General features: G+C 67.0%; 20 protein-coding genes and 2 pseudogenes. 14 read left to right on the forward strand and 8 right to left on the reverse strand.

Annotation, left to right across the window (positions count from 1 at the left end):
* Positions 1-88: 88 nt before the first annotated feature.
* From AB7O82_RS14070 to AB7O82_RS14105, 8 genes and pseudogenes are all read left to right on the forward strand, one after another.
* Complete coding sequence (locus AB7O82_RS14070) at positions 89-211, forward strand: hypothetical protein (RefSeq protein ID WP_428619625.1); 123 nt, start codon at positions 89-91, stop codon at positions 209-211.
* A gap of 288 nt (positions 212-499) precedes the next feature.
* Positions 500-577: pseudogene (locus AB7O82_RS14075) on the forward strand (hypothetical protein); the annotation flags it as partial.
* A 65-nt stretch (positions 578-642) separates the two neighbouring features.
* Positions 643-846 (forward strand): annotated as a pseudogene (locus AB7O82_RS14080) (IS3 family transposase); the annotation flags it as partial.
* An 83-nt stretch (positions 847-929) separates the two neighbouring features.
* Positions 930-1,277: a Fic family protein gene (locus AB7O82_RS14085; protein ID WP_428619627.1), complete on the forward strand. Its 348-nt coding sequence runs from the start codon at positions 930-932 to the stop codon at positions 1,275-1,277.
* A 29-nt stretch (positions 1,278-1,306) separates the two neighbouring features.
* Positions 1,307-1,603, forward strand: coding sequence for a hypothetical protein (locus AB7O82_RS14090; protein WP_428619629.1), 297 nt, complete (start codon positions 1,307-1,309; stop codon positions 1,601-1,603).
* A 28-nt stretch (positions 1,604-1,631) separates the two neighbouring features.
* The gene (locus AB7O82_RS14095) at positions 1,632-2,291 is read left to right on the forward strand and encodes an isochorismatase family cysteine hydrolase (protein ID WP_428556075.1); all 660 of its coding nucleotides are present in this window, start codon (positions 1,632-1,634) and stop codon (positions 2,289-2,291) included.
* A gap of 154 nt (positions 2,292-2,445) precedes the next feature.
* A complete protein-coding gene (locus AB7O82_RS14100; protein ID WP_428556078.1) occupies positions 2,446-3,471 on the forward strand; it encodes an MBL fold metallo-hydrolase in 1,026 nt (341 codons plus the stop codon).
* Positions 3,468-4,436: a CobW family GTP-binding protein gene (locus AB7O82_RS14105; RefSeq protein ID WP_428556081.1), complete on the forward strand. Its 969-nt coding sequence runs from the start codon at positions 3,468-3,470 to the stop codon at positions 4,434-4,436. The genes AB7O82_RS14100 and AB7O82_RS14105 overlap by 4 nt, the downstream gene beginning before the upstream one ends.
* A 235-nt stretch (positions 4,437-4,671) precedes the next feature.
* Here AB7O82_RS14105 and AB7O82_RS14110 read toward each other — a convergent pair whose 3' ends face one another.
* The 3 genes from AB7O82_RS14110 to AB7O82_RS14120 all read right to left on the reverse strand — a co-directional run bounded on the left by AB7O82_RS14110 (position 4,672) and on the right by AB7O82_RS14120 (position 11,456).
* Positions 4,672-9,285: a response regulator gene (locus AB7O82_RS14110; RefSeq protein ID WP_428619632.1), complete on the reverse strand. Its 4,614-nt coding sequence runs from the start codon at positions 9,283-9,285 to the stop codon at positions 4,672-4,674.
* The gene (locus AB7O82_RS14115; protein WP_428555630.1) at positions 9,282-9,977 is read right to left on the reverse strand and encodes a response regulator transcription factor; all 696 of its coding nucleotides are present in this window, start codon (positions 9,975-9,977) and stop codon (positions 9,282-9,284) included. The genes AB7O82_RS14110 and AB7O82_RS14115 overlap by 4 nt, the downstream gene beginning before the upstream one ends.
* 405 nt (positions 9,978-10,382) lie before the next feature.
* Positions 10,383-11,456: a TIGR03617 family F420-dependent LLM class oxidoreductase gene (locus AB7O82_RS14120; RefSeq protein ID WP_428555633.1), complete on the reverse strand. Its 1,074-nt coding sequence runs from the start codon at positions 11,454-11,456 to the stop codon at positions 10,383-10,385.
* Between the two features lie 104 nt (positions 11,457-11,560).
* Here AB7O82_RS14120 and AB7O82_RS14125 point away from each other — a divergent pair, with 104 nt between their 5' ends.
* Together AB7O82_RS14125 and AB7O82_RS14130 are read left to right on the forward strand one after the other, a co-directional pair.
* Positions 11,561-12,535 (forward strand): SDR family NAD(P)-dependent oxidoreductase, encoded by a 975-nt coding sequence (locus tag AB7O82_RS14125; RefSeq protein WP_428555636.1) that lies wholly within the window; start codon positions 11,561-11,563, stop codon positions 12,533-12,535.
* Between the two features lie 57 nt (positions 12,536-12,592).
* Entirely contained in the window at positions 12,593-13,294 is a 702-nt protein-coding gene (locus AB7O82_RS14130; RefSeq protein WP_428555639.1) for a hemerythrin domain-containing protein, read from the forward strand.
* A 185-nt stretch (positions 13,295-13,479) separates the two neighbouring features.
* Here the strand turns inward: AB7O82_RS14130 and AB7O82_RS14135 are convergent, their stop codons facing one another.
* Genes AB7O82_RS14135 through AB7O82_RS14155 form a run of 5 tightly spaced genes read right to left on the reverse strand, consistent with a single transcriptional unit; the run spans position 13,480 to position 19,201 of the window.
* The gene (locus tag AB7O82_RS14135) at positions 13,480-14,481 is read right to left on the reverse strand and encodes an ABC transporter ATP-binding protein (protein WP_428552062.1); all 1,002 of its coding nucleotides are present in this window, start codon (positions 14,479-14,481) and stop codon (positions 13,480-13,482) included.
* The gene (locus tag AB7O82_RS14140; protein ID WP_428552059.1) at positions 14,469-15,476 is read right to left on the reverse strand and encodes an ABC transporter ATP-binding protein; all 1,008 of its coding nucleotides are present in this window, start codon (positions 15,474-15,476) and stop codon (positions 14,469-14,471) included. The genes AB7O82_RS14135 and AB7O82_RS14140 overlap by 13 nt, the downstream gene beginning before the upstream one ends.
* Positions 15,448-16,401, reverse strand: a complete 954-nt coding sequence (locus AB7O82_RS14145; protein WP_428552056.1) for an ABC transporter permease — start codon at positions 16,399-16,401, stop codon at positions 15,448-15,450. The genes AB7O82_RS14140 and AB7O82_RS14145 overlap by 29 nt, the downstream gene beginning before the upstream one ends.
* Positions 16,402-16,410: 9 nt before the next feature.
* On the reverse strand, positions 16,411-17,373 hold the full coding sequence (locus AB7O82_RS14150; protein ID WP_428552053.1) for an ABC transporter permease: 963 nt from the start codon (positions 17,371-17,373) through the stop codon (positions 16,411-16,413).
* Between the two features lie 37 nt (positions 17,374-17,410).
* Positions 17,411-19,201 carry a peptide ABC transporter substrate-binding protein gene (locus AB7O82_RS14155; protein WP_428552050.1) on the reverse strand — a complete coding sequence of 597 codons (1,791 nt, stop codon included), beginning with the start codon at positions 19,199-19,201 and terminating at the stop codon, positions 17,411-17,413.
* Between the two features lie 152 nt (positions 19,202-19,353).
* On the opposite strand from AB7O82_RS14155, the gene AB7O82_RS14160 reads away from it, so the two are divergent.
* The 4 genes from AB7O82_RS14160 (at position 19,354) to AB7O82_RS14175 (ending at position 21,664) form a co-directional block, all read left to right on the forward strand.
* Positions 19,354-19,671: a DMT family transporter gene (locus AB7O82_RS14160; RefSeq protein ID WP_428552047.1), complete on the forward strand. Its 318-nt coding sequence runs from the start codon at positions 19,354-19,356 to the stop codon at positions 19,669-19,671.
* Between the two features lie 77 nt (positions 19,672-19,748).
* Positions 19,749-20,498 carry an SDR family NAD(P)-dependent oxidoreductase gene (locus tag AB7O82_RS14165; protein ID WP_428552044.1) on the forward strand — a complete coding sequence of 250 codons (750 nt, stop codon included), beginning with the start codon at positions 19,749-19,751 and terminating at the stop codon, positions 20,496-20,498.
* Positions 20,498-21,103, forward strand: a complete 606-nt coding sequence (locus AB7O82_RS14170) for an NUDIX hydrolase (protein WP_428552041.1) — start codon at positions 20,498-20,500, stop codon at positions 21,101-21,103. The genes AB7O82_RS14165 and AB7O82_RS14170 overlap by 1 nt, the downstream gene beginning before the upstream one ends.
* Before the next feature lie 177 nt (positions 21,104-21,280).
* Positions 21,281-21,664, forward strand: a complete 384-nt coding sequence (locus AB7O82_RS14175; protein ID WP_428552038.1) for a DUF2946 family protein — start codon at positions 21,281-21,283, stop codon at positions 21,662-21,664.
* The last annotated feature ends 8 nt before the right edge of the window (positions 21,665-21,672 follow it).

Raw genomic sequence — 21,672 nt, forward strand, 5'->3', positions numbered from 1 at the left:
TGAACTGGACCCGGTTTTTGGGACCAGTCGGTTAGTTGGAGACAGAGCTGTTCCGCACTACTAGACGGAGCAGACCATGAACCAGAGAATGAGACGTAAGATCGATGCGGCGTTGAAGGCGAAGATCGCCTTGGAGGCGCTGCGAGAGGAAGCGACGGTTGCCGACCTGGCGCAGCGCTATCAGGTACACCCCAATCAGATCTACGCTTAGAAGAAGCAGCTGCAGGAGCAGGCATCACGGGCGTTCGACGGCGGCGGCGGTAACGTGTCGGCCGACCGAGAGCGCGAGGTCGAGCGGCTGTACGCCAAGATCGGCGAGTTGATCGTGGAGCGGGATTTTTTAGCGGAGGTCCGGAAGATGAGCATACCGGACCGCAGAGCGCTGCTCGACCACGACCAGGAGCAGATTTCAGTGCGTCGCCAGTGCCGGCTGCTGGGAATCGCCCGCTCGGGCGTCTACCGCGAGCGCCGGCCGGCCAACGACAATGACCTGGGCCTGATGCGACGGATCGACGAACTGTTCACGAGCTGGCCGTTCCTGGGCTCGCGGCGGCTGGCCCGGGTGCTGTGGGAGGAAGGACATCCGATTAACCGCAAGCGCGTGCACCGGTTGATTAGGCGCATTCGAATGCGCTCAGGCAGATGGGGATCGCCGCCCTGGGACCCAAGCCACGCACGACCAAGCCGGCGCCGGGCCACAAAGTGTACCCCTACCTGCTGCGCGGCATACCGATCGATCGGCCGAACCAGGTGTGGGCAGCCGACATCACCTACATCCCGATCGGCCGGGGCTTCCTGCATCTGGTGGCGATCATGGACTGGGCCAGCCGGGCTGTGCTGGCCTGGCGGCTGTCGAACACGATGGACAGCACCTTCTGCGTCGAGGCCCTTGAGGAGGCGCTGGCGGGCTCCGGGATGCGAAGGGCCCGATGCAGGTCGTCTCGAACCCCTATGGACGCGTACGCGTGCGCTACGAGGCGCCGGCGGCCCGTCTTCTCGATGCCGAGATGCGCGCATTCCTCGATTGGTTCAACACGCCCGGGACACTCGACCCGGTGCTCAAGGCCGCCATTGCCCATCTGTGGTTCGTCACCATCCATCCTTTTGAGGACGGCAACGGTCGCATGGCGCGGGCGATCGCCGACATGGCGCTGGCGCGTGCCGACCAGACCTCTCAGCGCTTCTACAGCATGTCGGCGTGGATCCAGATTGAACGCAGCGCCTACTACGACATCCTCGAGCACTCCCAGAGGATCGCGATATCACCGCCTGGCTGACGTAGTTCCTGGGATGTCTCGACCGCGCGATGGATGGCGCTGAAGAAATTCTGGGCACCGTTCTGGCCAAGGCCGAATTCTGGAAGCGTCACGGCGACTTCCAGATGAACGACCGCCAGCGCGACATGCTCAATCGGCTGCTGGATGGGTTCACGGGCAAGCTCACTTCCAGCAAGTGGGCAAAATTCGAGAAGTGCTCACCTGGTACGGCGCTTCGAGACATCACCGACCTGGTGAGCCGAGGGGTGCTCAGGAAGGATCCCGCAGGCGGCCGGAGCACGAGCTACTCTTTGGCGCGAGCACCACAATTGGTGTCACATCCCTGATACGGCTTTCGCGAGTGTGGAGCCTTCCTTGTCACTTCCCCCGGTTCATGCCAACAAGACGGGCTGGCGCCGCGATCGTCCCATCGAACCGGAGGCGACCGCCTTGCTGGTGGTCGACGTCCAGAATCTCGAGATTTCGCCGCCGATCGAGCGTGAGCACCCGGCCTTTGTCGCCGACCTGCAAGCTCGGGTGGTGCCCAACATCGCCCGCCTCATCGCGACCTGCCGCCAAGCCGGCATCGAGGTGGTCTATACGGTTATCGAAAGCCTGACCCGCGATGGCCGCGACCGCAGCCTCGATCACAAGCTCTCCGGCATCCTGGTTCCCAAGGGAGCCTGGGAAGGACAGGTGATCGATGCGGTGGCTCCGCACGACGATGAGATCGTCCTGCCGAAGACTTCATCGGGGGTGTTCAACTCCACGAATGTCGATTACGTGCTGCACAATCTCGGGGTGCGTCATCTCCTCGTCGTCGGCCTGCTGACCGATCAATGTGTGGATATGGCCGTGCGCGACGGCGCCGATCGCGGCTACTATGCGATCTGTATTACCGACTGTTGCAGCACCTATACGGCCGAGCGACAGGCCAACGCACTGCAGGCATTCGGCGGCTACTGCCGGACCGTCACCCTTGAGGGCATGCTCGCCGAGATCGCAGCATCGGCGAAGAAAGCTCCGGTGCGCTAGGGTGTCTCCTGCAGTGCGGGGCAGAGCGACATCCACAGCAGCAGGGCGAGCGCCGGCAGCACCATCCACCTGATGGTCATCGTCGTCTCCCGGCTGCCATCCTGGCGCCACTGCGGTTATGATCGAGCGTCATCGAAGTCAGTTGGAGTATCGCATGAGCGTCGCACCGGGTCAGCCTGCCCAACCTGCCGTCGTCGACTTTCTCTCCGTCGACGTCCTCACCGACAATGTCAGCGACACCTATGTCAGCAAGACGTTGTTTGCGGTGTCGGAGTTCGCCAATGTCGTGCTGGCAGGCGCCAAGGAGATCTCAGGCGAGACGCTGCTCGTCGCCAACCTCGGCTACGGACTGCGCCTGCGCACGCGCATCGGGCAGCGCGAGCACGTCCTGCTGTTCGACACCGGCACGGAGGGCGCAGCGTTCATCCGCAACTGCCGCAATCTAGGGCTCGACCTCGGCTCGGTCGAGGCCATCGCCATCACCCACGGCCACTGGGATCACATGGGGGCGGTGCCGGCGGCGATCGACGCCATCGTTGCGCGCCGCGGCCGCGAGTCCGTCACGGTGCACGTCAATCCCGGCATGTTCAACGAGCGCGGCGTGCTGCTGAAGGGTGGGGTCATCTTCCCCGCCGCCCGCGTGCCGACGCCGGCCCAGATGACGGAGCGCGGCGCGCGCGTCGTCAACGACGGCGCGGCGCGCCTGCTGCTCGACGGGCACTTCTATTACAGCGGCGAGATCCCGCGCGTCACCACGTTCGAGACCGGCCGCGAGGATCACCTCTGCCGGCGCGACAACTCCGAGGAATGGCGGCCCGATCCCTACCTGATGGATGAGCGCATGCTGATCGTGCACGTGCGCGATCTCGGCCTCGTCGTCTTCACCGCCTGCAGCCACGCCGGCGTGGTCAATGTCTGCACCGAGGTCCGCCGGCTGTTTCCCGACCTGCCCATCCACGCGGTCATGGGCGGCCTGCACCTGGGCGGCGTCATGGAGCACATCATCCCGCAGACGGTCGAAGGGCTCCGGCCGTTCGACATCCGCTACATCATCGCCGGCCATTGCACCGGCTGGCGGGCGCTGCATGCGCTGGCCGACACCTACGGCGAGCGGGTCAGCCAGTCGGCCGTCGGCACCAGCTACACGTTCGACGCCAGCGCACCCAGCCCGGCCGGATGACCCTGCCGCCCGTCCTGTTCACGGCAGTGCGGCGCGCGAACGGCCGCCTGCCGGTGACCGTGGTGACCGGCTTCCTCGGTAGCGGCAAGACCACGCTGGTCAATCACATCCTGACCAACCGACAGGGCATCAAGGCCGCCGTGCTGGTGAACGAGCTGGGCGAGATCGGCATCGACAACGACCTGATCGTCGCCAGCGAGGGCGGCATGATCGAGCTCAGCAACGGCTGCATCTGCTGCTCGACCAACACCGACCTGATCGACGGCATCGTGCGCGTGCTCGGCCGACCGGAACCGATCGATCACATGCTGGTCGAGACGACGGGAGCCGCCGACCCGCTGCCGGTCGCCCTCACCTTCCAGCGCCCGGAGTTCCGCGACCTGCTGCGCCTCGATGCCATCGTGGCGCTGGCCGACGCCGAGCAGTTCAGCCTCGACCATTTCGACAGCTTCGCCGCCCGCCATCAGCTGCGCTACGCCGATGTCCTGCTGCTGAACAAGTGTGACCGGGTGGACGAGGCCAGGCTCGGCGCCGTGGAAGCGGACATTCGCGACGTCAACCCGAGCGCACGTCTGGTGCGCACGACACGGAGCGCCGTGCCGCTGCCCCTGATCCTCGACACCGATCTGTTCCAGGAGAGCTCACTCGATCGCGCGCGGACCACGGCGCATCTGGCGGACGACGGACTCGTCTCGGTGTCGTTCTCGAGTGACCAGCCGTTCTCGGTTTCGTCGTTCCAGGCCTTCCTCGACCACGGCCGCCCGCCAGGCCTGTTCCGCGGCAAGGGCTTCCTGTGGCTGGCCGAGACCGGCAAGCGCTATGTCTTCCATCTGGTGGGCGAGCGCTTCACGCTCGACGACGATCCCCGGTCGGCGCCTGGCCCCAACCGGCTGGTGCTGATCGGACGCGGGCTCGAGACGGAAGCCCTGAAGGCGCGGCTGGCGAGTTGCCTCGCGCCGCCATAGGCCGCCCTCGGCAAACACGAATGGTCCTGCAACTCTTCTGATGGGAGCGCACCTCTCTAGAGCGAGATCTTCTTGGATTGAAGCACCGAAAAACCTCACCCCGAGGAGCGGCCACGGGCCGCGTCTCGAAGGGTCGGCAACAGACGAACTTCGGCCGACCCTTCGAGACGCCACGCTCCGCGTGGCTCCTCAGGGTGAGACCCTCTTTGGTACTTCGACCAAACAAAACCACGTTCTAGCGGGACATCGCGATCTGCCGCATGTCCTCGAGGGCGGCGGCCGATCTTTCGATCAGGCCTTCGGCGACGGCGACGGATGAGCCGCTTGCCTCGGCCGCGGCGGCAAAGCGGGCAAGATCCGCCAGCCCGAGATGGGTGGCGAAGCCGTGCAGTCGATGGGCGGCCAGGCGTCGAGCCTCCGCAGTCCCGGCGTTGGCCAGGTCCTCGGCGAGCGACGGCAGCTCCATCTGCGCTGCCGACAGGATGGTCCCGATGCCGTCGGCGCCCAAAGCTTCGAGCAGATGCGCGAGGCGGCCGGCGTCGACGCCGACCTCGGCGGGGCGGCCCGGAACCAGGCTGGCAGCCGCGGCCACGATCTCCTCGCGGGTCGCCGGCTTGGCGAGGACGGCATCGGCGCCTGCCGCCTTGGCGCGCTCGACGATGGTCGGCGACGGCATGGCGGTGAACAGCACCAGCGCCGGCCGTTGCGTCCTCTCCGCCAGGAGCCGCGTCATCCGATGCAGGGTCTCCAGCCCGTCCCATCCCGGCAACGACATGTCGAGCAGCACGAGGTCAAAGGTCGACTGCGCCAAGACCTCTAGCGCCTGCTCACCGGTCTCAACGGAGACGACTCGCCAGCCTTCGAGGCCCAGCAGCGTGGCATAGGACGTGCGCGTCAGCTCGAGATCGTCGACCAGAAGCACAGTGAGGGAGCGCGGCGCGACAGCCGACGGCCGGTTGGCGAGCGCCTTGTCGAAGCTCACCTCCAGGCAGAACGAGGCGCCAGGGCCGAGCCGACCCGTCGCCGTCAGGGTACCGCCGAGTGCCGCGGCGAGATGGTGCGATACAGAGAGACCGAGGCCGCTGCCCGCAGACGGCAGGGTCGTCGAGAATGGCTTGAAGAGCCCGGCTGCGCCGCGCTCGCCGAGGCCCGGCCCCTCATCCTCGACCGTGAAGCGGCAACGCAGCGCACGGCCCTCGTCGACGAAGGTGGCGCCCAGCGTCACCGGTCCGCTGGGGGCGTGGCGGTAGGCGTTCGACAGGAGGTTGAGCAAGATCTGCTGCAGGCGTCGCGCGTCACCGATCACCGCTTCCCGGCAGCCGCCGAGGGCAACCGAAAGCGGCCGGCCCGCGACCGCGTGTTGTGCCTCCACCAGTCGCGCCGCGATGCGCGCGACCTCGACGGGGTCGAACGGCGCGGCGCTGAGCGGCAGCTTGCCGGCCTCGCACAGGCCGACCGTCAGCAGGTCGTCGACCAGCTCGCGCAGCGACAGAAAGGCGGCGCGCAAGGCGGCGACATGCCCGCTCGGTGCCGGCCCCTGGGACGACACCTCGATCAGGGCCCCGACCGCAGCCAGCGGGCCGCGCAGCTCGTGGCCGATCGTCGCCATGGCGGTTGCCGACCGCGACGCCAGGGCCCGCTCGCGCTCGGCCGACTCCGCTGCGCTGGCGCGTGCTGCCTCGGCGGCCGCAGCCAGTCGGCCGCGAACAATTTCCATCTCGGCAGCCAGCCGATGCCGGTCGACGACCGGCGCCAGCCATCGCGCGAGCGGCGCGAGCCGCGCCAAGGCCGTGCCGGCCGCCGCCCCTTCGGCATCGACGACGAGAAGGCCGATCTCGTCACCGGCCGACAGGAGACGTGCATTCGCCTGACGCGACTCGCCCTGATCGCCGACCATGGCCAGCCGTCGTCGAAGGTCGCTCGCCTGCGTCTCTGGCCTGGAGGTCCAGGAACGCCAGGCCCCCTCGACACGCACGGCAAGCCCGACATCGAACCCGCAGATGCCGGCAAGCACGGCGGTGGCGCGCTGGCAGGCCTGATCGAGCGAAGCCGCTTCGGCAACTTCCGACAATTGGGCGAAATCGGCGCCGATGTTGGTGGACGACGTGAAACGTGTCACGCCAAGCTGCCGCCAGACCATCTCCGCCGCACCGGCATGCCGTTCTTGTTCGCCCGTCAGGTCGCTCCGCCGCGCAGCGCTCGCCGCCAGCCGATGGATGAAGGCGCGGTCGAAATCCCGGCCGAGCCTCGCCGCCGTTTGCGCCGCCCGATCGTAGAGATGAACGGTGGACCGGCCGCGTGCCGCGGCCACCTCGGCCAGGCAGAGGTCACGCAGGGCCGAGAAGGCCTCCGGACACGTGCGCGCATAGCCGGCAAGCCGGCGCAACGAGCGCCGCGCTCCGGTGAGATCCGCCGTCCGGGCACAGGCAACCACGGAGAACGCGCAATAGAACGGGTGAATGAGCGTCCCCACGAGATTGTTCGCGCGCGGCGCCAGCTCGTCGGCGATGCGGCGTGCGGCCGCGAAGTCGCCATCGACCACCCGCAATTGCAGATCGAGCGTCTTGCAGATCGCCCAGGCATCCCAGTTGTTCATTCGCGCGAGCTGCTCGACGTCCTCGGCCGACACGATGCGGCCATCGAGCGCCAGTGGCTTGTCGACGCCTTCCTTCAGTCCGGCGATCGCCTGGGAGATCGACTCGACGATGCGCCGATTGCCGACATCGCCAAGGCGCGTCAGCAGGCTGGCATACTCGTTCGCCACCCGGGAAACCTGGTCCAGGTCGGCGGCGGCGAACCACAGGCAATGGACCAGGTTGCGCACGCCATAGGCGACGTAGAGCTGGTCGCCCTCGAGGACCGCGTACGCGACGACGCGACGATTGACGTCGGCGAGCTCCGCGAAAGGCCGGCGCCAGATCTCGCCGAAGAACGTGGCGCGATAAAGTGCCGAGGCGCGACCATAGCTCAGGCTGTCCGGCAGCGCGTCCAGGGTCGAGCGCGCCCAGCGCCGCGCCATGGCCAGGCGTCCGGCCGATGCCAGCGCCACGGTCATGCCTGAGTTGGTGCTGTACTGCCGACTTCCATCGACCGCCAGCTGATGCAGGGCCGCACGCGCCCGGAGCCAGGCGCACAGGTGAAGTGTCGAACTGTAAAGTGCCGGCACCCCTTTCTCGATCAGGAAGGCTTCGGCGTCGATCAGCACCCGGCGCGAGGGAGGTGCGCGCCACATCCGCGACAGCCGTCGGGCGAGCGGTGCGGCGAGGCTCGTCCAGGCCATCCCGGCGCCGGCGCGGAGCTTGCCGACCGATCGCGGCGCCGGCAGCCCGAGCGCCGCGAGACCGGCCAATACCGCTGCAACGGCGCGCTTGTTCTCGCCCGCACCAAACCAACGGGCGGCGAGCGTTCCATAGGCGATCGCGATCTCCATCGCCGTCGCGGCCAGCGCGACGAGCTCGGCTTCATGGCCCGCCAGCTCCTCTAACGGCGCCGTCCGCGCGAACACCACGCTCAAGCGAAAGGCAGGCGATGGGCTCCTTCCACGTGCATGCGACTTGACGAGAGTCAGGCCATGCCGGGCGATGCGGCTGGCACCTGCGAGGTCGTCGAGCGCCAGCGAGACTTCCGCGGCGTCGGCAAGCGCGTCCGTCCACGCGGCTGCGAGCTCGATCATGGGCTCGCAGGCCAGCGCATGCGTGGCAAACTTCAGGACTTCGCCGGCCGCCTCCTCAGCCAGGTAACGCTGGCGATGCAGCTCCGCCGCCAGCTGATGAACCCGATGCCGCTCGTCGGCGGCGATGTCTCGCTGGGCGCTCTCCTGAAGCAAATCGTGCGCGAACCGCAGATCGTCATCGCGTTGCGACAGGATCGCCATCGCCAGCAGGCGGTCGACCATGCCCGGCGCGACGGGAGCGCCGGTCAGGCGCGCGACGATCGCGTCGAGATCGGCGCGGCGGAAACGGTCACCGAGGCAGGCGGCGATCGATGCGATCCGGCGCATCTCCGGCGCGAGATTGGCCAACCGGCTTTCCAATCGCACCCCGACATCGGCACGGAGCGCCGTCAGCGACCACAGGCCCGTGGCGCCGCGCGCGAGGATACCGTTGTGCTCGAGCAGCCGCAGCGCTTCCAAGAGACCGAACGGCGTCGACGAGGCCTCCACACCGACGATCTCGACGATGTTGCGCGCCAGGGCACGATCCCCGCCGATTTGCGATTCGACTAGCCGCGTGGCGTCGGTAACGTCGAGCGGCGCCACGATCAGGCGATCACCATCGATGGAGATCCCGGCGGTGCGGCTGCCCGCGATCACGAACAGGGCGTGCGCCGGGCCGAACTTCACCAGCTTGGCAAGCAGCGCGAGAGTCCGCTCCTCGGCCCAGTGCAGATCGTCGATGAAGAGCACGACCGGGCGGCCGAATTTGACCATCGCCGTGGTCACTGCAAGCGCGCCCTCGAGAAGGCGATCGAGCGTGCCGGCGTCGCTGCCGACGTCGACCTCGCCCTGGACGAGAGCGAGCAGTGGGCCGACATCGCTGCGCAGCCGGGCGAGCGCGGCAGCGCGGTCTGCCGCCACAGCCACGACCGCCTCGAGCGACTGCTGCAACGCTTCGCGAACCGGAGCCAGGCCGTTGAGACCGGCCTGCTGGGCGATCTTTCCTCGGCCCACGAAAGCCTCGACGTTCGCCAGGGCAGCTTCGATCGCGGCGCTCTTGCCGATCCCCGCTGGGCCGCAGACCAGGACGACGCCCGAACGATGACTGAGACCGAGCCGTCCGGCGATGGCGCCCACGAGCGCGCGTCTGCCGTCGAGCGCGGTGAAGGCCGCGGCCCGGCAGTCGTTCCTCACGGTCGCCGCCCACGGAGCAGCCGGTACCCCACGCCGTGCTCGGTCTTGATCTGGTGGCTATCGCCCAGGCCCGGGCCGAGCTTGCGGCGCAACCGGCTGACCAGCGTATCGACCGTGCGCATATCGCTCGGCCCGAGCTGGCGCGTGACCACCGAGGCGAGCGTCTCTCGTGTGACGACGTTGCCGTTCGACCTGATCAGGGCGGCGAGCAGATCGAACTCGCCGCGCGTGAGATCGATCGATCCGTCACCTGCCGAACGAACCTCCCGGCGCAGCAGGTCGACCTCGATGTCGCCGATCGACACCACGGTCCCGGTGCCGGCGCCGCGCCGGCGCAGGACGTTGCGCAGCCGGGCCAGCAGCTCGCGCAGGTCGAGCGGCTTGGTGAGGTAGTCGTCACCCGTGGTCTCGAGGGCCTCGATGCGCGTTCTGCGCTCGTTGTGCTGCGTGACGAAAACGATGGCAACGTCGAAGCTGCGGCGGATCTCGGTCGCCAGCGACAGCCCGTCGAGATCGGGCAGGTTGATATCGAGCAACACGAGGGCGAAGGCCTCGGCGACCAACAGGCCGTAGGCCTCTGCCGCTGTCGCGGCGGCCTTCACCTCGAATTCGTTGCGCGCCAGGAAGTGGCTCAGCGTCGCCCTGGTGACCGCCTCGTCCTCGACCAGGAGAATCTTCGGCCTCTGTTCCATCGCCGCATCTAACCGCCCAGCTGGCTCACAACACGTCGACTCGTTGGCAGATTCACAAGCCATCAGCAGGCGTCGACAAGGAATCGACTCCGACGGGACGGCGTGTCCGCGCAGAGAAATATTGTAGCATCGCCAGTGAGCGTTCCAGCACGGAACAATTCGCAGTGTCGTGAGCTCTCGCGCCAACGGGCGGCTGGGTATTCGCGTACGGCCCAAGAGCCGTCATCCCCACCGGAGCCGAGCGCCGCGAGGTGCAGCGGAGGGACCCTTCTTTGTTGCAGCAACAAGAAAGGTCCCTCGACTACGCCGCCAATGGCGCTGTAAACAGCGCCTAATCGGGTGGCTCCGCTCGGGATGACGGCTTTTTTGGCCATAGGCGAACGCCCCTGCGACGTGGGGAGCCGGTCATCCGGCGATGGCACGCCTCGCCATGTCCACGCTTTCGCCCTGGAGGGTGCGGGCAAGGTCGCCCAGCCGCGCCTTGTCGGTGGCGTCCTTCACCGGGATCGAGAACTCGCAATGGGTGACGACGGATCCGTAGCGCTCGTGAAGCTTGCGCGCGATGGTGTCGTAGGTCCCGATGGTCACGAAGGTTTCCAGCACCTCGTCGCTGATGTGCCGCGGCATCTCCTCCCAGCGCTGGGCGCGCGACAGCAGTTTCAGCCGATCGGCCAGCTCGCCGAGACCGAGATGCTCGAAAGCGGCGCGATATTGCGGCGTCGATGCGTAGAAGGCGATGCGCGCCCGCACGTCGCGCACCTTGGGCACCAGCTCGGCCTCGCTCGCCGCCGCGGCGACCAGGGGCTTCATGCAAACGGAGAAGTCGGCAAGCGAGCGGCCGGTCCTGGCCGCGCCGGCGCGCACGGCAGGCAGCATCACCCCGGCGATGTAGGACGGCGTGCACACCGGATGGGGACGGATGCCGTCGGCCACCTCGCCCGCCACTTGGCACATCACGGCATTGACCGCGGCCAGCTGGATGGGAATGCGCGGATGCTCGATCGGGCCCGGATTGAACAGCGGCACCATGAGGTCGAGGTTGTAGTGCGGGCCACGCACCGCGAGCGGCGTGCCGTTCTGCCAGCACTCCCATACGGCGCGGACGGCGCCGACGTACTCGCGCATCCACGGACCGGCCGGCGACCAGGCAAGGCCATAGCGCCGCTCGATGTGCGCCTTGACCTGGGTACCGAGGCCCAGCGTGAAGCGGCCGCGCGACAGCTTCTGCAGTGTCCAGGCGCTCATCGCCGTCACGGCCGGACTGCGCGGAAAGGCGATGGCGACCGACGTCGCGAGCTTCAGCCGGGTCGTCGCCTGCGCGGCCAGCGCCATGATGACGAACGGATCGTCCTTGGTCTCCTCGACGACAATGCCGTCGTAGCCGACCTCCTCGAGCAGGCGGGCGTTCTCGCCGACGGTGGCGAGGTCGAGCGGAATCTCGGGGGCGCGCAGGCCGGGATCGACCTTGCCGAGCGGCAAAAGAGTTTCTAGGAGCACTGTGTCACGAAGATGGAAGCGTCACGAGGATAGATGCAGCCGGCGCGGCCCGACAAGGGCGCGATGCGGCGAGGGAGACAGAAGCCATGAAGGATTTCGCAGGCAGGATCGCGGTCATCACCGGAGGCGGCACCGGCATGGGCCGCGAGCTCGCGCGCCAGCTCGTCGCCGAAGGCTGCAACGTGGCGATGTGCGACATCTCGGCAGCCAGCATGGCCGAGACCAGGCGGCTGTGCGAAGTCGAGCGGCTGCCGCAGGGCCTGCGCATCACCACCCACGTCGCCGACGTCGCCAACGAGGACGATGTCAAGCGTTTCGCCGCCGAGGTGGCCGAACAGCAAGACACCGACAAGATTCACCTGTTGTTCAACAATGCCGGCATCGGCGGCGGCGGCAGCATGATCGCCAACAGCCGCGAGGAGTGGGAACGCACCTTCAACATCTGCTGGTTCGGCGTCTACTATTCCACACGCGCCTTCCTGCCGATGCTCCTGAAGGCCGACCAGGGCCACATCGTCAACACCAGCAGCATCAACGGCTTCTGGGCCTCGGTTGGCCCGATGGTGCCGCATACCTCCTACAGCGCGGCAAAGTTCGCCGTGAAGGGCTTCAGCGAGGCGCTGCAGACCGATCTGCGCATCAACGCCCCGCACATCAAATGCTCGGTGGTGATGCCGGGCCATATCGGCACCTCGATCGTATCGAACTCGCGCAAGATCCAGAGCGGCAATCTCAGCGACACGATGAATGCCACGGAAATCGCCCAGATTCGCGCCCGCATCGCCTCGATGGGCTTCGACGTCGGCAAGCTGTCGGACGACGACGTCGCCCGGCTGGCGGCCCAGCGCGCCCGGAGCTTCCTCGAGGACGCCCCGACCAGCGCCGCCCAGGCGGCCAAGATCATCCTCGACGGCGTGAAGGCCGAGCGCTGGCGCATCCTGGTCGGCGCCGACGCCGAGAAGATCGACCGCCGCGTACGCGAGGCGCCGGAACAGGCCTACGACGTCGACTTCTTCCAGTCCTTCGCCAAGGAAGTCGGCTGGAAGCTCGGGACGCAGTAATCTCGGAACCCGATCTGCTGCCGCCCGTTTCCCGGCATTGGGAAATGGAGTGGCGTCATGATTGCAGCATCAGGACGGCGCACGCTGCTGCGTGCGGGTGCGGGTGTGGGTGCGGGCCTGGCGAGCGCGGCGATCGTTCTGCCTGGCCGGGCGCAGGACATCAGGAAGAAACGTTCCGACGAATTCGTCTCGCCGGCCGAGATGTTGATGCGCGACAACGCGGTGCTGGCCCGCATCCTGCTGATCTACGAAAGCGCCATGCGCCGGCTCGGCCAGGGCGAGGACATCGACCCGGCGGTGCTCGAGGTCTCGGCTCGCATCGTCCTCGACTTCATCCACCGCCACCACGAAAAACAGGAGGAGGAGCTGGTGTTCCCGCGCTTCAAGACGGCCGGGCGCATGGTCGAGCTGGTCAACGTCCTGGCCGTCCAGCATGCCGCCGGGCGCAAGCTCACCGAGCGGATCATCGCCGCCGCCCCGCAGGCGCGCAACCGGCAGCCGCGAGAGGCCATGGCGCCCGACATCCAGGCCTTCGTCACCCTGTACCGCCCGCACATGGCGCGCAAGGAAACCGACGTCTATCCCACCCTCCGCCATCTCGTGACCGGCGACGAGCACCAGGAGATTGCCGACGAGATGGAGAAGACCCAGCGCCAGGCCTTCGGTGCCGACGGCTTCGAAAAGGTCGCCAAGAAGGTCCACGAGATCGAGAAAACGATCGGCCTCGGGGACCTCGACGTATTCACCCCGAAGGGGTGAACGTCACCCTCCTGCGGACCGCGGGCGTCCCGCCCGCTCATGAAACCACGAGCGGGCGGGACGCCCGCGGTCCGCAAGACCATGCCCCCTCCGCCTGCCTGCGCGAAGCCGAAGCGGCTTCGCTTCGGCGAAGGCAGGTCCGCGAAGACGCGGACACCTCCCCAGCGATGGCGCTGGGGAGGAGCCTACCCCCTATAGTGGCAGGACACCCAGTGGCCGGGACGGCTTTCGCGCAGCTCGGGCACGCGCTGAGCACAGTCGGGCTTGGCGATCGGGCAGCGGGTGTGGAAATGGCAACCCGAGGGCGGCCGGATGGGATTGGGCACGTCACCCTGCAGCATGATGCGCTTGCGCTTGACCGTGGGATCGGGGATCGGCACCGCCGACAGCAAGGCCTCGGTGTAGGGATGCAGCGGCGTCTCGTAGAGATCGCGCGCCGGCGCGATCTCGACCACGCGGCCGAGATACATCACCGCCACCCGGTTCGAGATGTGCTCGACCACGCTGAGGTCGTGGGCGATGAACAAATAGGTGAGGCCGAACTCTTCCTGCAGGTCCTCCAGGAGATTGATCACCTGGGCTTGGATCGAGACGTCGAGCGCCGACACCGGCTCGTCGCAGACGATCAGCTTGGGCTCGACGGCGAGCGCGCGGGCAATGCCGATGCGCTGGCGCTGGCCGCCCGAGAACTCGTGCGGGAAGCGGCGCATGTGGTCGGGCTGCAGGCCGACCGTCTCCAGCAACTGAACGACGCGATCCTCCTGCGCCTGACGCGATTCGGCCAGCTTGTGGATGGTCAGCGCCTCCCCGATGATCGCGCCCACCGTGAGCCGCGGATTGAGCGACGCATACGGGTCCTGGAAAATGATCTGCATGTCGCGCCGCAGCGAGCGCAGCGCCGTGGCATCCATGCGCGTGACGTCGGCGCCCTTGAACGAGATCTCGCCCGAGCTGGGCTCGATCAGGCGCAGGATGCAGCGGCCGGTCGTCGACTTGCCGCAACCCGATTCGCCGACCAAACCCAGCGTCTCGCCGGCGCCGATCTCGAAGCTCACGCCGTCGACGGCGTGAACGCGATCGATCTCGCGTACGAACACGCCGCCCTTGACGGCGAAGTGCTTGCGCAGATTGCGGACCGAGAGGAGCGCGTCGCCTGCGCCTGCCGTCGCGCCGCTCACAGCACGCACCGAACGAAATGGCCGGGCGACACTTCCTTGAGGGGCGGCATCTCGCGCACGCAGATGTCGCTGGCGTAGCGGCAGCGGGCGGCGAAGCGGCAGCCAGGCGGCGGATCGAGCAGGCTCGGCACGGTGCCCGAGATCGCTTCCAGGCGCTGCTTCTTCTCGGCCGCCCGATCGACGCGCGGGATCGAGCGGATCAGCCCCTGGGTATAGGGATGGCGCGGCTGGCCGAACAGCTCGCCGACCGGCGCCTCCTCCACCACCTTGCCGGCGTACATCACCGTCACCCGCTGGCAGGTCTCGGCGACCACCCCCATGGCATGGGTGATCAGCATGATCGCCATGCCGAAGCGATCCTTCATCTCGTGCATCAGCTCCAGGATCTGCGCCTGGATGGTGACGTCGAGCGCCGTGGTCGGCTCGTCGGCGATCAGCAGCTTGGGCTGGCACGACAGCGCCATGGCGATCATGACGCGCTGGCGCATGCCGCCGGAGAACTGGTGCGGATAGTCGTGCACGCGGCGCTGCGGGTTGGGGATGTTGACCAGGCGCAACATCTCGGCCGCCCCTTCCATCGCCTGCTTGCGCCCGAGCTTCTGGTGCAGTGCGATCACCTCGGCGATCTGGTCGCCGACCGTGTAGACCGGGTTGAGCGAGGTCATCGGCTCTTGGAAGATGATGGCGATCTCGCGGGCGCGAATCCTGTTCATCTCCTCGTCGTCGAGCGGGATCAGGTCGCGGCCGCGCCACAGGATCTTGCCATCCTCGAAGCGGCCGGGCGGCATGTCGATCAGCTTGAGCACCGAGCGCGCGGTCACGGTCTTGCCGCAGCCCGATTCGCCCACCACTCCCACGGTCTCGCCGTGATCGATCCGCAAGTCCACGCCGTCGACGGCACGAACCATGCCGTCGTCGGTCTTGAACCAGGTTTTCAGTCCGTGAATCTCGAGCAGTGTTTCGACCACGAACCCCTCAAATGACGCGGCGCGGGTCCAGCGCATCGCGCAGCCCATCGCCAATGAAGTTGATGGACAGCACGGTGAGGAAGATCGCAGCACCGGAGGCGAGCGCCCAATGCGGCGCGATGTCGAGATAGTCCTTGGCGTCGGCGAGCAGGCGCCCCCAGGTCGGGATGTCGGGCGGAAAGCCCAGCCCGAGGAACGAGAGGGTCGATTCCTGGATGATGGCGGCGGCGACGTCGATGGTGGCGGCCACGATCACCGGGCCCAGCGCATTGGGCAGGATGTGCTGGATGACCTGGCGGCTGCGCGAGGCGCCGAGCGCCCGCGCTGCTTCGACGAACTCCTTTTCGCGCAATGACAGGAATTGGGCGCGCACCAGGCGGGCCGCCGGCATCCAGCGCAGGCCGCCGATCACGATCACGATCATGATGAAGATGCCGCCCTCGACGCCGAACACCGCCTTCAGCGAATCGCGGAACAGGTAGATGATCAGCAGCAACAGCGGCAGCGTCGGCAACGACAGGAACAGATCGGCCAGCCACATCAGCGCGGCGTCGACCTTGCCGCTCGCCATGCCGGCGATTGCGCCGACCAGCACGCCGACGAAGATGGCGACGACCATCGCCGCCAGACCGACCGCGAGCGAGATGCGTCCGCCGTAGATCATGCGGGCCAGCACGTCCTGGCCGAGATCGTCGGTGCCCAGTGGATGGGACCAGCTCGGCCCCTCCAGCTTGGCGGCGAAGTCGATCTCGTTGATCGGCACCGTCCAGATGAACGGACCGACCACGACGGTGGCGACGATCAGTCCCAGAACAATGGAGCTCGCCAGCGCCAGCCTATGGCGGCGGAAGCGCCGCCATACTTCCTGCCAGGGGGAGAAATGCTGCTTCTTGCGCGCCGGCGCGGCCGCGGCCGCGGGCTGCGCGGCGATACCGGTCGGGGCGCTCTGCGTGACGGTCATGGGCGCGCCTCAGCGGTAGGAGATGCGGGGGTCGAGCCAGGCATAGAGCACATCGGCGATCAGGTTGCAGAGGACGACGAGACAGGAGAACACGAAGGTGACGGCCATCACCACCGGCGTGTCGTTGGCCAGCATGGCCGAGATCAGGAGCGAGCCGATGCCAGGGACACGGAAGATCTGCTCGGTGACGATAGCGCCGCCGAATACCACCGGCATCTGCAGCATGACCAGGGTGACGACGGGGATCAATGCATTGCGCACCACGTGCTTGGTTATCACCTTGCGCTCGCCAATGCCCTTGGAGCGTGCCGTGATGACGTAGTCCAAGCGGACCACGTCGAGCACCGAGGAGCGCACGTAGCGTACCAGGGAGGCGCCCTGGAACAGGCCGAGCACCATGACCGGCATGATCGACTGCTTGATGTGCTCCCAGTAGAACTTCCAGCCGGTGGCGTTGATGTCGGCCCGGTAGACGAAGGGCAGCCAGTCGAGCTGGATCGAGAACACCAGGATCAGCAGCAGGCCGGTGAAGAAGGTCGGCAGCGAGAAGCCGATGAAGGCCAGCGTGTTGGCGATCTGGTCGAACACGGAGTACGGCCGGATGCCGGCCAGCACGCCGACCGGCAGCGCCACCAGGATGGCGATCAGCTGGGCGGCACCGATCACCACCAGGGTGGTCGGCAGGCGTTGCAGGATCAGGGTGTCGACATCCATGCGGCTGACGAACGAGAAGCCCCAGTCGCCGCGCATCATGGAGGTGAACCAGTGGCCGTAGCGGACCCACACCGGGTCGTCGAGGCCGAACTTGGCGCGCAGCGCCGCCGCCACCTCGGGCGGCACTGCCGGATTCTGCGCCAGCTCGGAGAACGGGTCACCCGGCGCCAGCGCAAGAACGGTGTACAGGAGAACGCTGATCCCGAGCATGGCCGGGATCACGAGCAATAGTCGGCGAACGATCCACTGTCGGGACACTCACAGCCTCCGCTGCTCTGCCGTCACGACTGTCGGCTCAGCTCTCCTTGTACCAGTCCTGGATGTCCCAGGTGTTGTTGTCCCAGCCGCTCAGGTTCACCCTGAGCTGGTTGCTCACCGCCGTGACCGTGGGACGGGCCACCACCGGGATCACGACCACGTTGTTGATCACCATGTCGTTCAGCTTGATGAACATGCCGGCGCGCTTGACCGGGTCGACCTCGACCTGGGCCGCACTGAAGATGTCGTCGTACTCCTTGTTCCGCCAGCGCGTGATGTTGCGACCCTGCCATTTGTTGGCCTTGGTCGCCGCCTCGGCCGACGTGAACTGCAGCATGAACACTTCCGGATCGGGCTGCGTCATGGTCGTCGTGTACATCTGCAGGTCGGTGTAGAATTTGGTGTAGGTGTCGGGGTTGGCGACATCCGACGAGAAGTACACCGACGCCGTCACCGCCTTGACCTCGATGTCGATGCCGGCCTTTTGGCAGGCCTGCTTGACGATCGCCTGGTTCTTCTGGCGCGGCTGGTTGATCGAGGTCTGGTAGACGAACTTCAGCTTCTTGCCGTCCTTGGCGCGGATGCCGTCCGATCCCTTCTTCCAGCCCGCCTTCTCCAGAATGTCGTTGGCCTTGTCGACATTGAACTCGAACTTGGTGTTCTTGGAGCGGAACTTCTCCGGGTTGTTGACGAAGTTGGCCGTCGCCGTGCCTGTCCGGCCGTAGATGAACTTCTCGACCGAGACCTTGTCGACCAGCATCGACAGGGCCTGGCGCACCGCCGGATCCGACAGGGTCGGATGTGTGGTCTTGAGGCTCGAGCGCTCGCCGTCGACCTCGGTCCAAGGATCAGTGCTGTTGAGCTGGATATGCTCGATGTTGCCGCCCTGGGAAATGACCACCCTGCCCTTGCCGCCCTTCTCCAGGCGCTGCAGGATCTCGTCCTCGACCTGCATGTTCCAGGCGAAGTCGAACTCGCCGGTCTGCAGCACGGCGCGGGCCGCCGACACCGCATCGCCGCCGCCCTTCATCTCGAAGGCGTCGAAGTAGGGCCGGTTCGGCATGTGGTAGTTGGGGTTGATCACGCCCGCCAACATGTCGCCCGGCTTGAAATCCTTGAACATGTACGGGCCGGTGCCGACCGGCTTGAGGTTGGTCGGCGCGTCGCGCGACTTGTCGCCGGCAAAAGCCTCGAACAGGTGCTTGGGAATGATCATGCCGCGCGGGCCGACGAAGGCGTCGGCCCAGAACGGCGTCGGCTTGGCGAAGCTCACCTTGACCGTGTACTGGTCAATCTTCTCGGCCACGACATCCTTGTAGGAGCCGCTGGTGGTCGCGGCAGTCGCCGGGTTCTTCGCATAGGCCCAGTTGAACACGACATCGTCGGCGGTGAACGGCTTGCCGTCGTGCCAGGTGACGCCCTGCTTCAGCTTCCAGATCACCGACTTTCCGTCGGCCGCCAAGGTGCCGTCCTCGCGGCCTGGAATGGATGCCGCCAGCCTGGGCTGGAGATTGCCGTCGGCGTCCCAGTTGGCCAGCGGCTCGTAGAACCAGCGCGAGCCGTCCTGGTCCTTGGTGCCGACGGCGAAGTGCGGATTGAGCAAGGTCGAGCCTTGCCACCACAAGACCTTGAGCAGCCCGCCGCCACCGCGCTTGGTCGGCTTGTAGGTCGACTTGGGCTGCGCCATCGCCACGCCCGAGTAGGCGAGCAGCTGTGTTGCCATCGGCGCTGCCAGTCCCACCGCCGCCATTCGCTGGACGAAGCCGCGTCGCGACAGCTTGCCAGTCTTCACCGCGCCGATCAGGCGCCGCAATTCACGTTCGTTCATGGTCCCGCTCCCATCACCCTGTACCAATCCATTGCCATCCGACGCTCTCGCTATCCTGCAAGATGCGTGCAAGTCTTAGATCAGAAGTGGGATCAGAACAGGCCGGCACGCTGTCGTCAACGATGCTGCGACCGGCAGCGAGGAGGAGAGGGATGGCGTGGCTCTATCTGGTGCTGGCGGGAATCTGCGAAATCGGCTGGCCGGTCGGCCTGAAGCTCGGCTGGACCGACCAGGGCGCCCGCTGGGGATGGATCGCCTTCGCCGTCCTGGCCATGTCGGCGAGCGGCGCGCTGCTTTTGTGGGCACAGCGCTTCATCCCCATGGGCACGGCCTATGCCGTGTGGACCGGCATCGGCGCGGTTGGCGCTTTCGTCGTCGGTATCGCCGCGTTCGGTGATTCGGCATCCACCCTGCGAATGGTGTCGATCGGCCTCATCGTGGCCGGAATCATCGGCCTCAAGCTGGCCTGATCCAGGCAGCCTGATCCAAATTGGCCCAATCGAATTGGCCGGTTCGTACATAACCTCGAGGGAGAGAAACGATGCGCATGAAGGACAAGGTCGCCCTGATCAGCGGCTCGGCCGGCGGCATGGGCGCCGCGACGGCCCGCCTGTTCGCCCGCGAAGGGGCCAAGGCCGTCATTGTGGCCGACCTGCTCGACAAGGAGGGCGAGGCGGTGGTCGCCGATATCGTCAAGGCGGGCGGCCGGGCGAGCTACGCCCATCTCGATGTCACCGACGAGGCGCAGTGGAAAAGCGTGATCGATCGCATCCTGGCCGACCATGGCCAGCTCGACGTGCTGGTCAACAATGCCGGCATCTCGGGTTCGGCGGAGCAGGATCTCTATGATACGGCGGCCTGGAACCGGCTGATGGGCATCAATGCGACCGGCGTCTTCCTCGGCATGAAGCACGGCATCGCGGCGATGAAAAAGGCGGGTCGCGGCTCGGTGATCAACCTGTCGTCGGTCTCCGGCATCGTCGGCCAGGGCTACATCCATGTCGGCTACAACGCCTCCAAAGGCGCTGTGCGGCTGATCACCAAGGCGGCCGCCGCCCAGCACGGCCGCGACGGCATCCGCGTCAATTCGGTGCATCCCGGCCTGATGCCGCCGATGCGCACGTCGGGTCGCACCGCCGATCCGGCGACCCGGGCCAAGACCCTGAAGGGTGTGCCGCTTGGCCGCGCCGGCGAGGTCGACGAGGTGGCCTATGCCATCCTGTTCCTGGCGTCGGACGAATCGTCCTACGTCACCGGGGCCGAGCTGGTCGTCGACGGCGGCTGGACGGCGGTGTGATGGCCAGCGACGGGCAGGCCATTGCGATCGAGCCCTGGCAGGTGCTCGACACGAAATACAGCTACCGCGATCGCTGGCTGGCGCTGCGCAGCGACACGGTGCGCGTGCCCAACGGCACCATCCTGTCGCCCTACCACACCCTCGAATTCCCCGAGTGGATCTGCGCCGTGGCGCTCACCTCCGATCGTCACATTGTCCTGATCGAGGAGTATCGTCACGGCGTCGGCCGGAATTCCATCGAGCTGCCGTGCGGTGCCCCCGATCACGACGGCGAGGATCTGCTCGCCGCCATGCAGCGCGAGCTTCTGGAAGAGACTGGCTACGCCGCGGATGAATGGCACGCTCTCGGCTCGTCGACAGCCAACACCGCGCGCCAGAACAACCGCGTGCACGCCTTCCTGGCGCTCGACGCGCGCCCCGTTGCCGACCAGAAGCTCGATCCCGGCGAGGTGATTCGCCCGCACGTCATCCCGTGGCGCCAGTTCATCGCCGAGCTCGGCGACGGCAGGCTCGAGATCCCCGGCCTGCACCTCGCCGCCCTGTGGCAGCTCAAGACCTTCGCGCAGACGAGCGGCGATTCGCGGCTGGCGGCGCTGGATCTTTAGCTCTTCCGGACCGCTGGCGTCTCGCCTGCCCGGCGCATTCACATGCGCCGATCATGAGGTGAGCGGGCGGGACGCCCGCGGTCCGGAAGAAGAAGAAGAAGATGATGATGATGATGATGAGTCGCCAAGCGACAACCTGCCCCTTCCGCTTCACCCCCGTTCGTGCGTAGCTGGAACATGGATCGCCGGCACCCCGCATCGGGTTGGCGCGCAGCGGCATTGGCCGTGGCGCTGTTTGCGATCACGCTCGAGTTCCTGCAGCCGCTCGCCCATGCCGTGCTGATGCGCGACGGCGGCCCGGCGACCTGGGCGGCGATGTGCCTGCCCGGCGCCTCGGCCGAGCGCGATCGCGACGGCACGACGCCCGTTGCGGGCAAGCTGCACGAATGCTGCCTTGGGCTGGCCCACGCGACCCAGGTGAGCGAGCCGCCGTCGATCTTCGTCATCGTCGGCCTGCCGTCCCCCACCGTCGAACGATCCGTCCTCCCGCAAGCAGCGATCGCGCCGGTCGGCATCCGCGACGGACCCAGTCAACCGCGAGCGCCACCCCTCCCCGTCTGACCCATGAA

Origin of the sequence: Reyranella sp., assembly GCF_050185545.1 — a bacterium.
In the GTDB taxonomy this organism is placed as follows: domain Bacteria; phylum Pseudomonadota; class Alphaproteobacteria; order Reyranellales; family Reyranellaceae; genus Reyranella.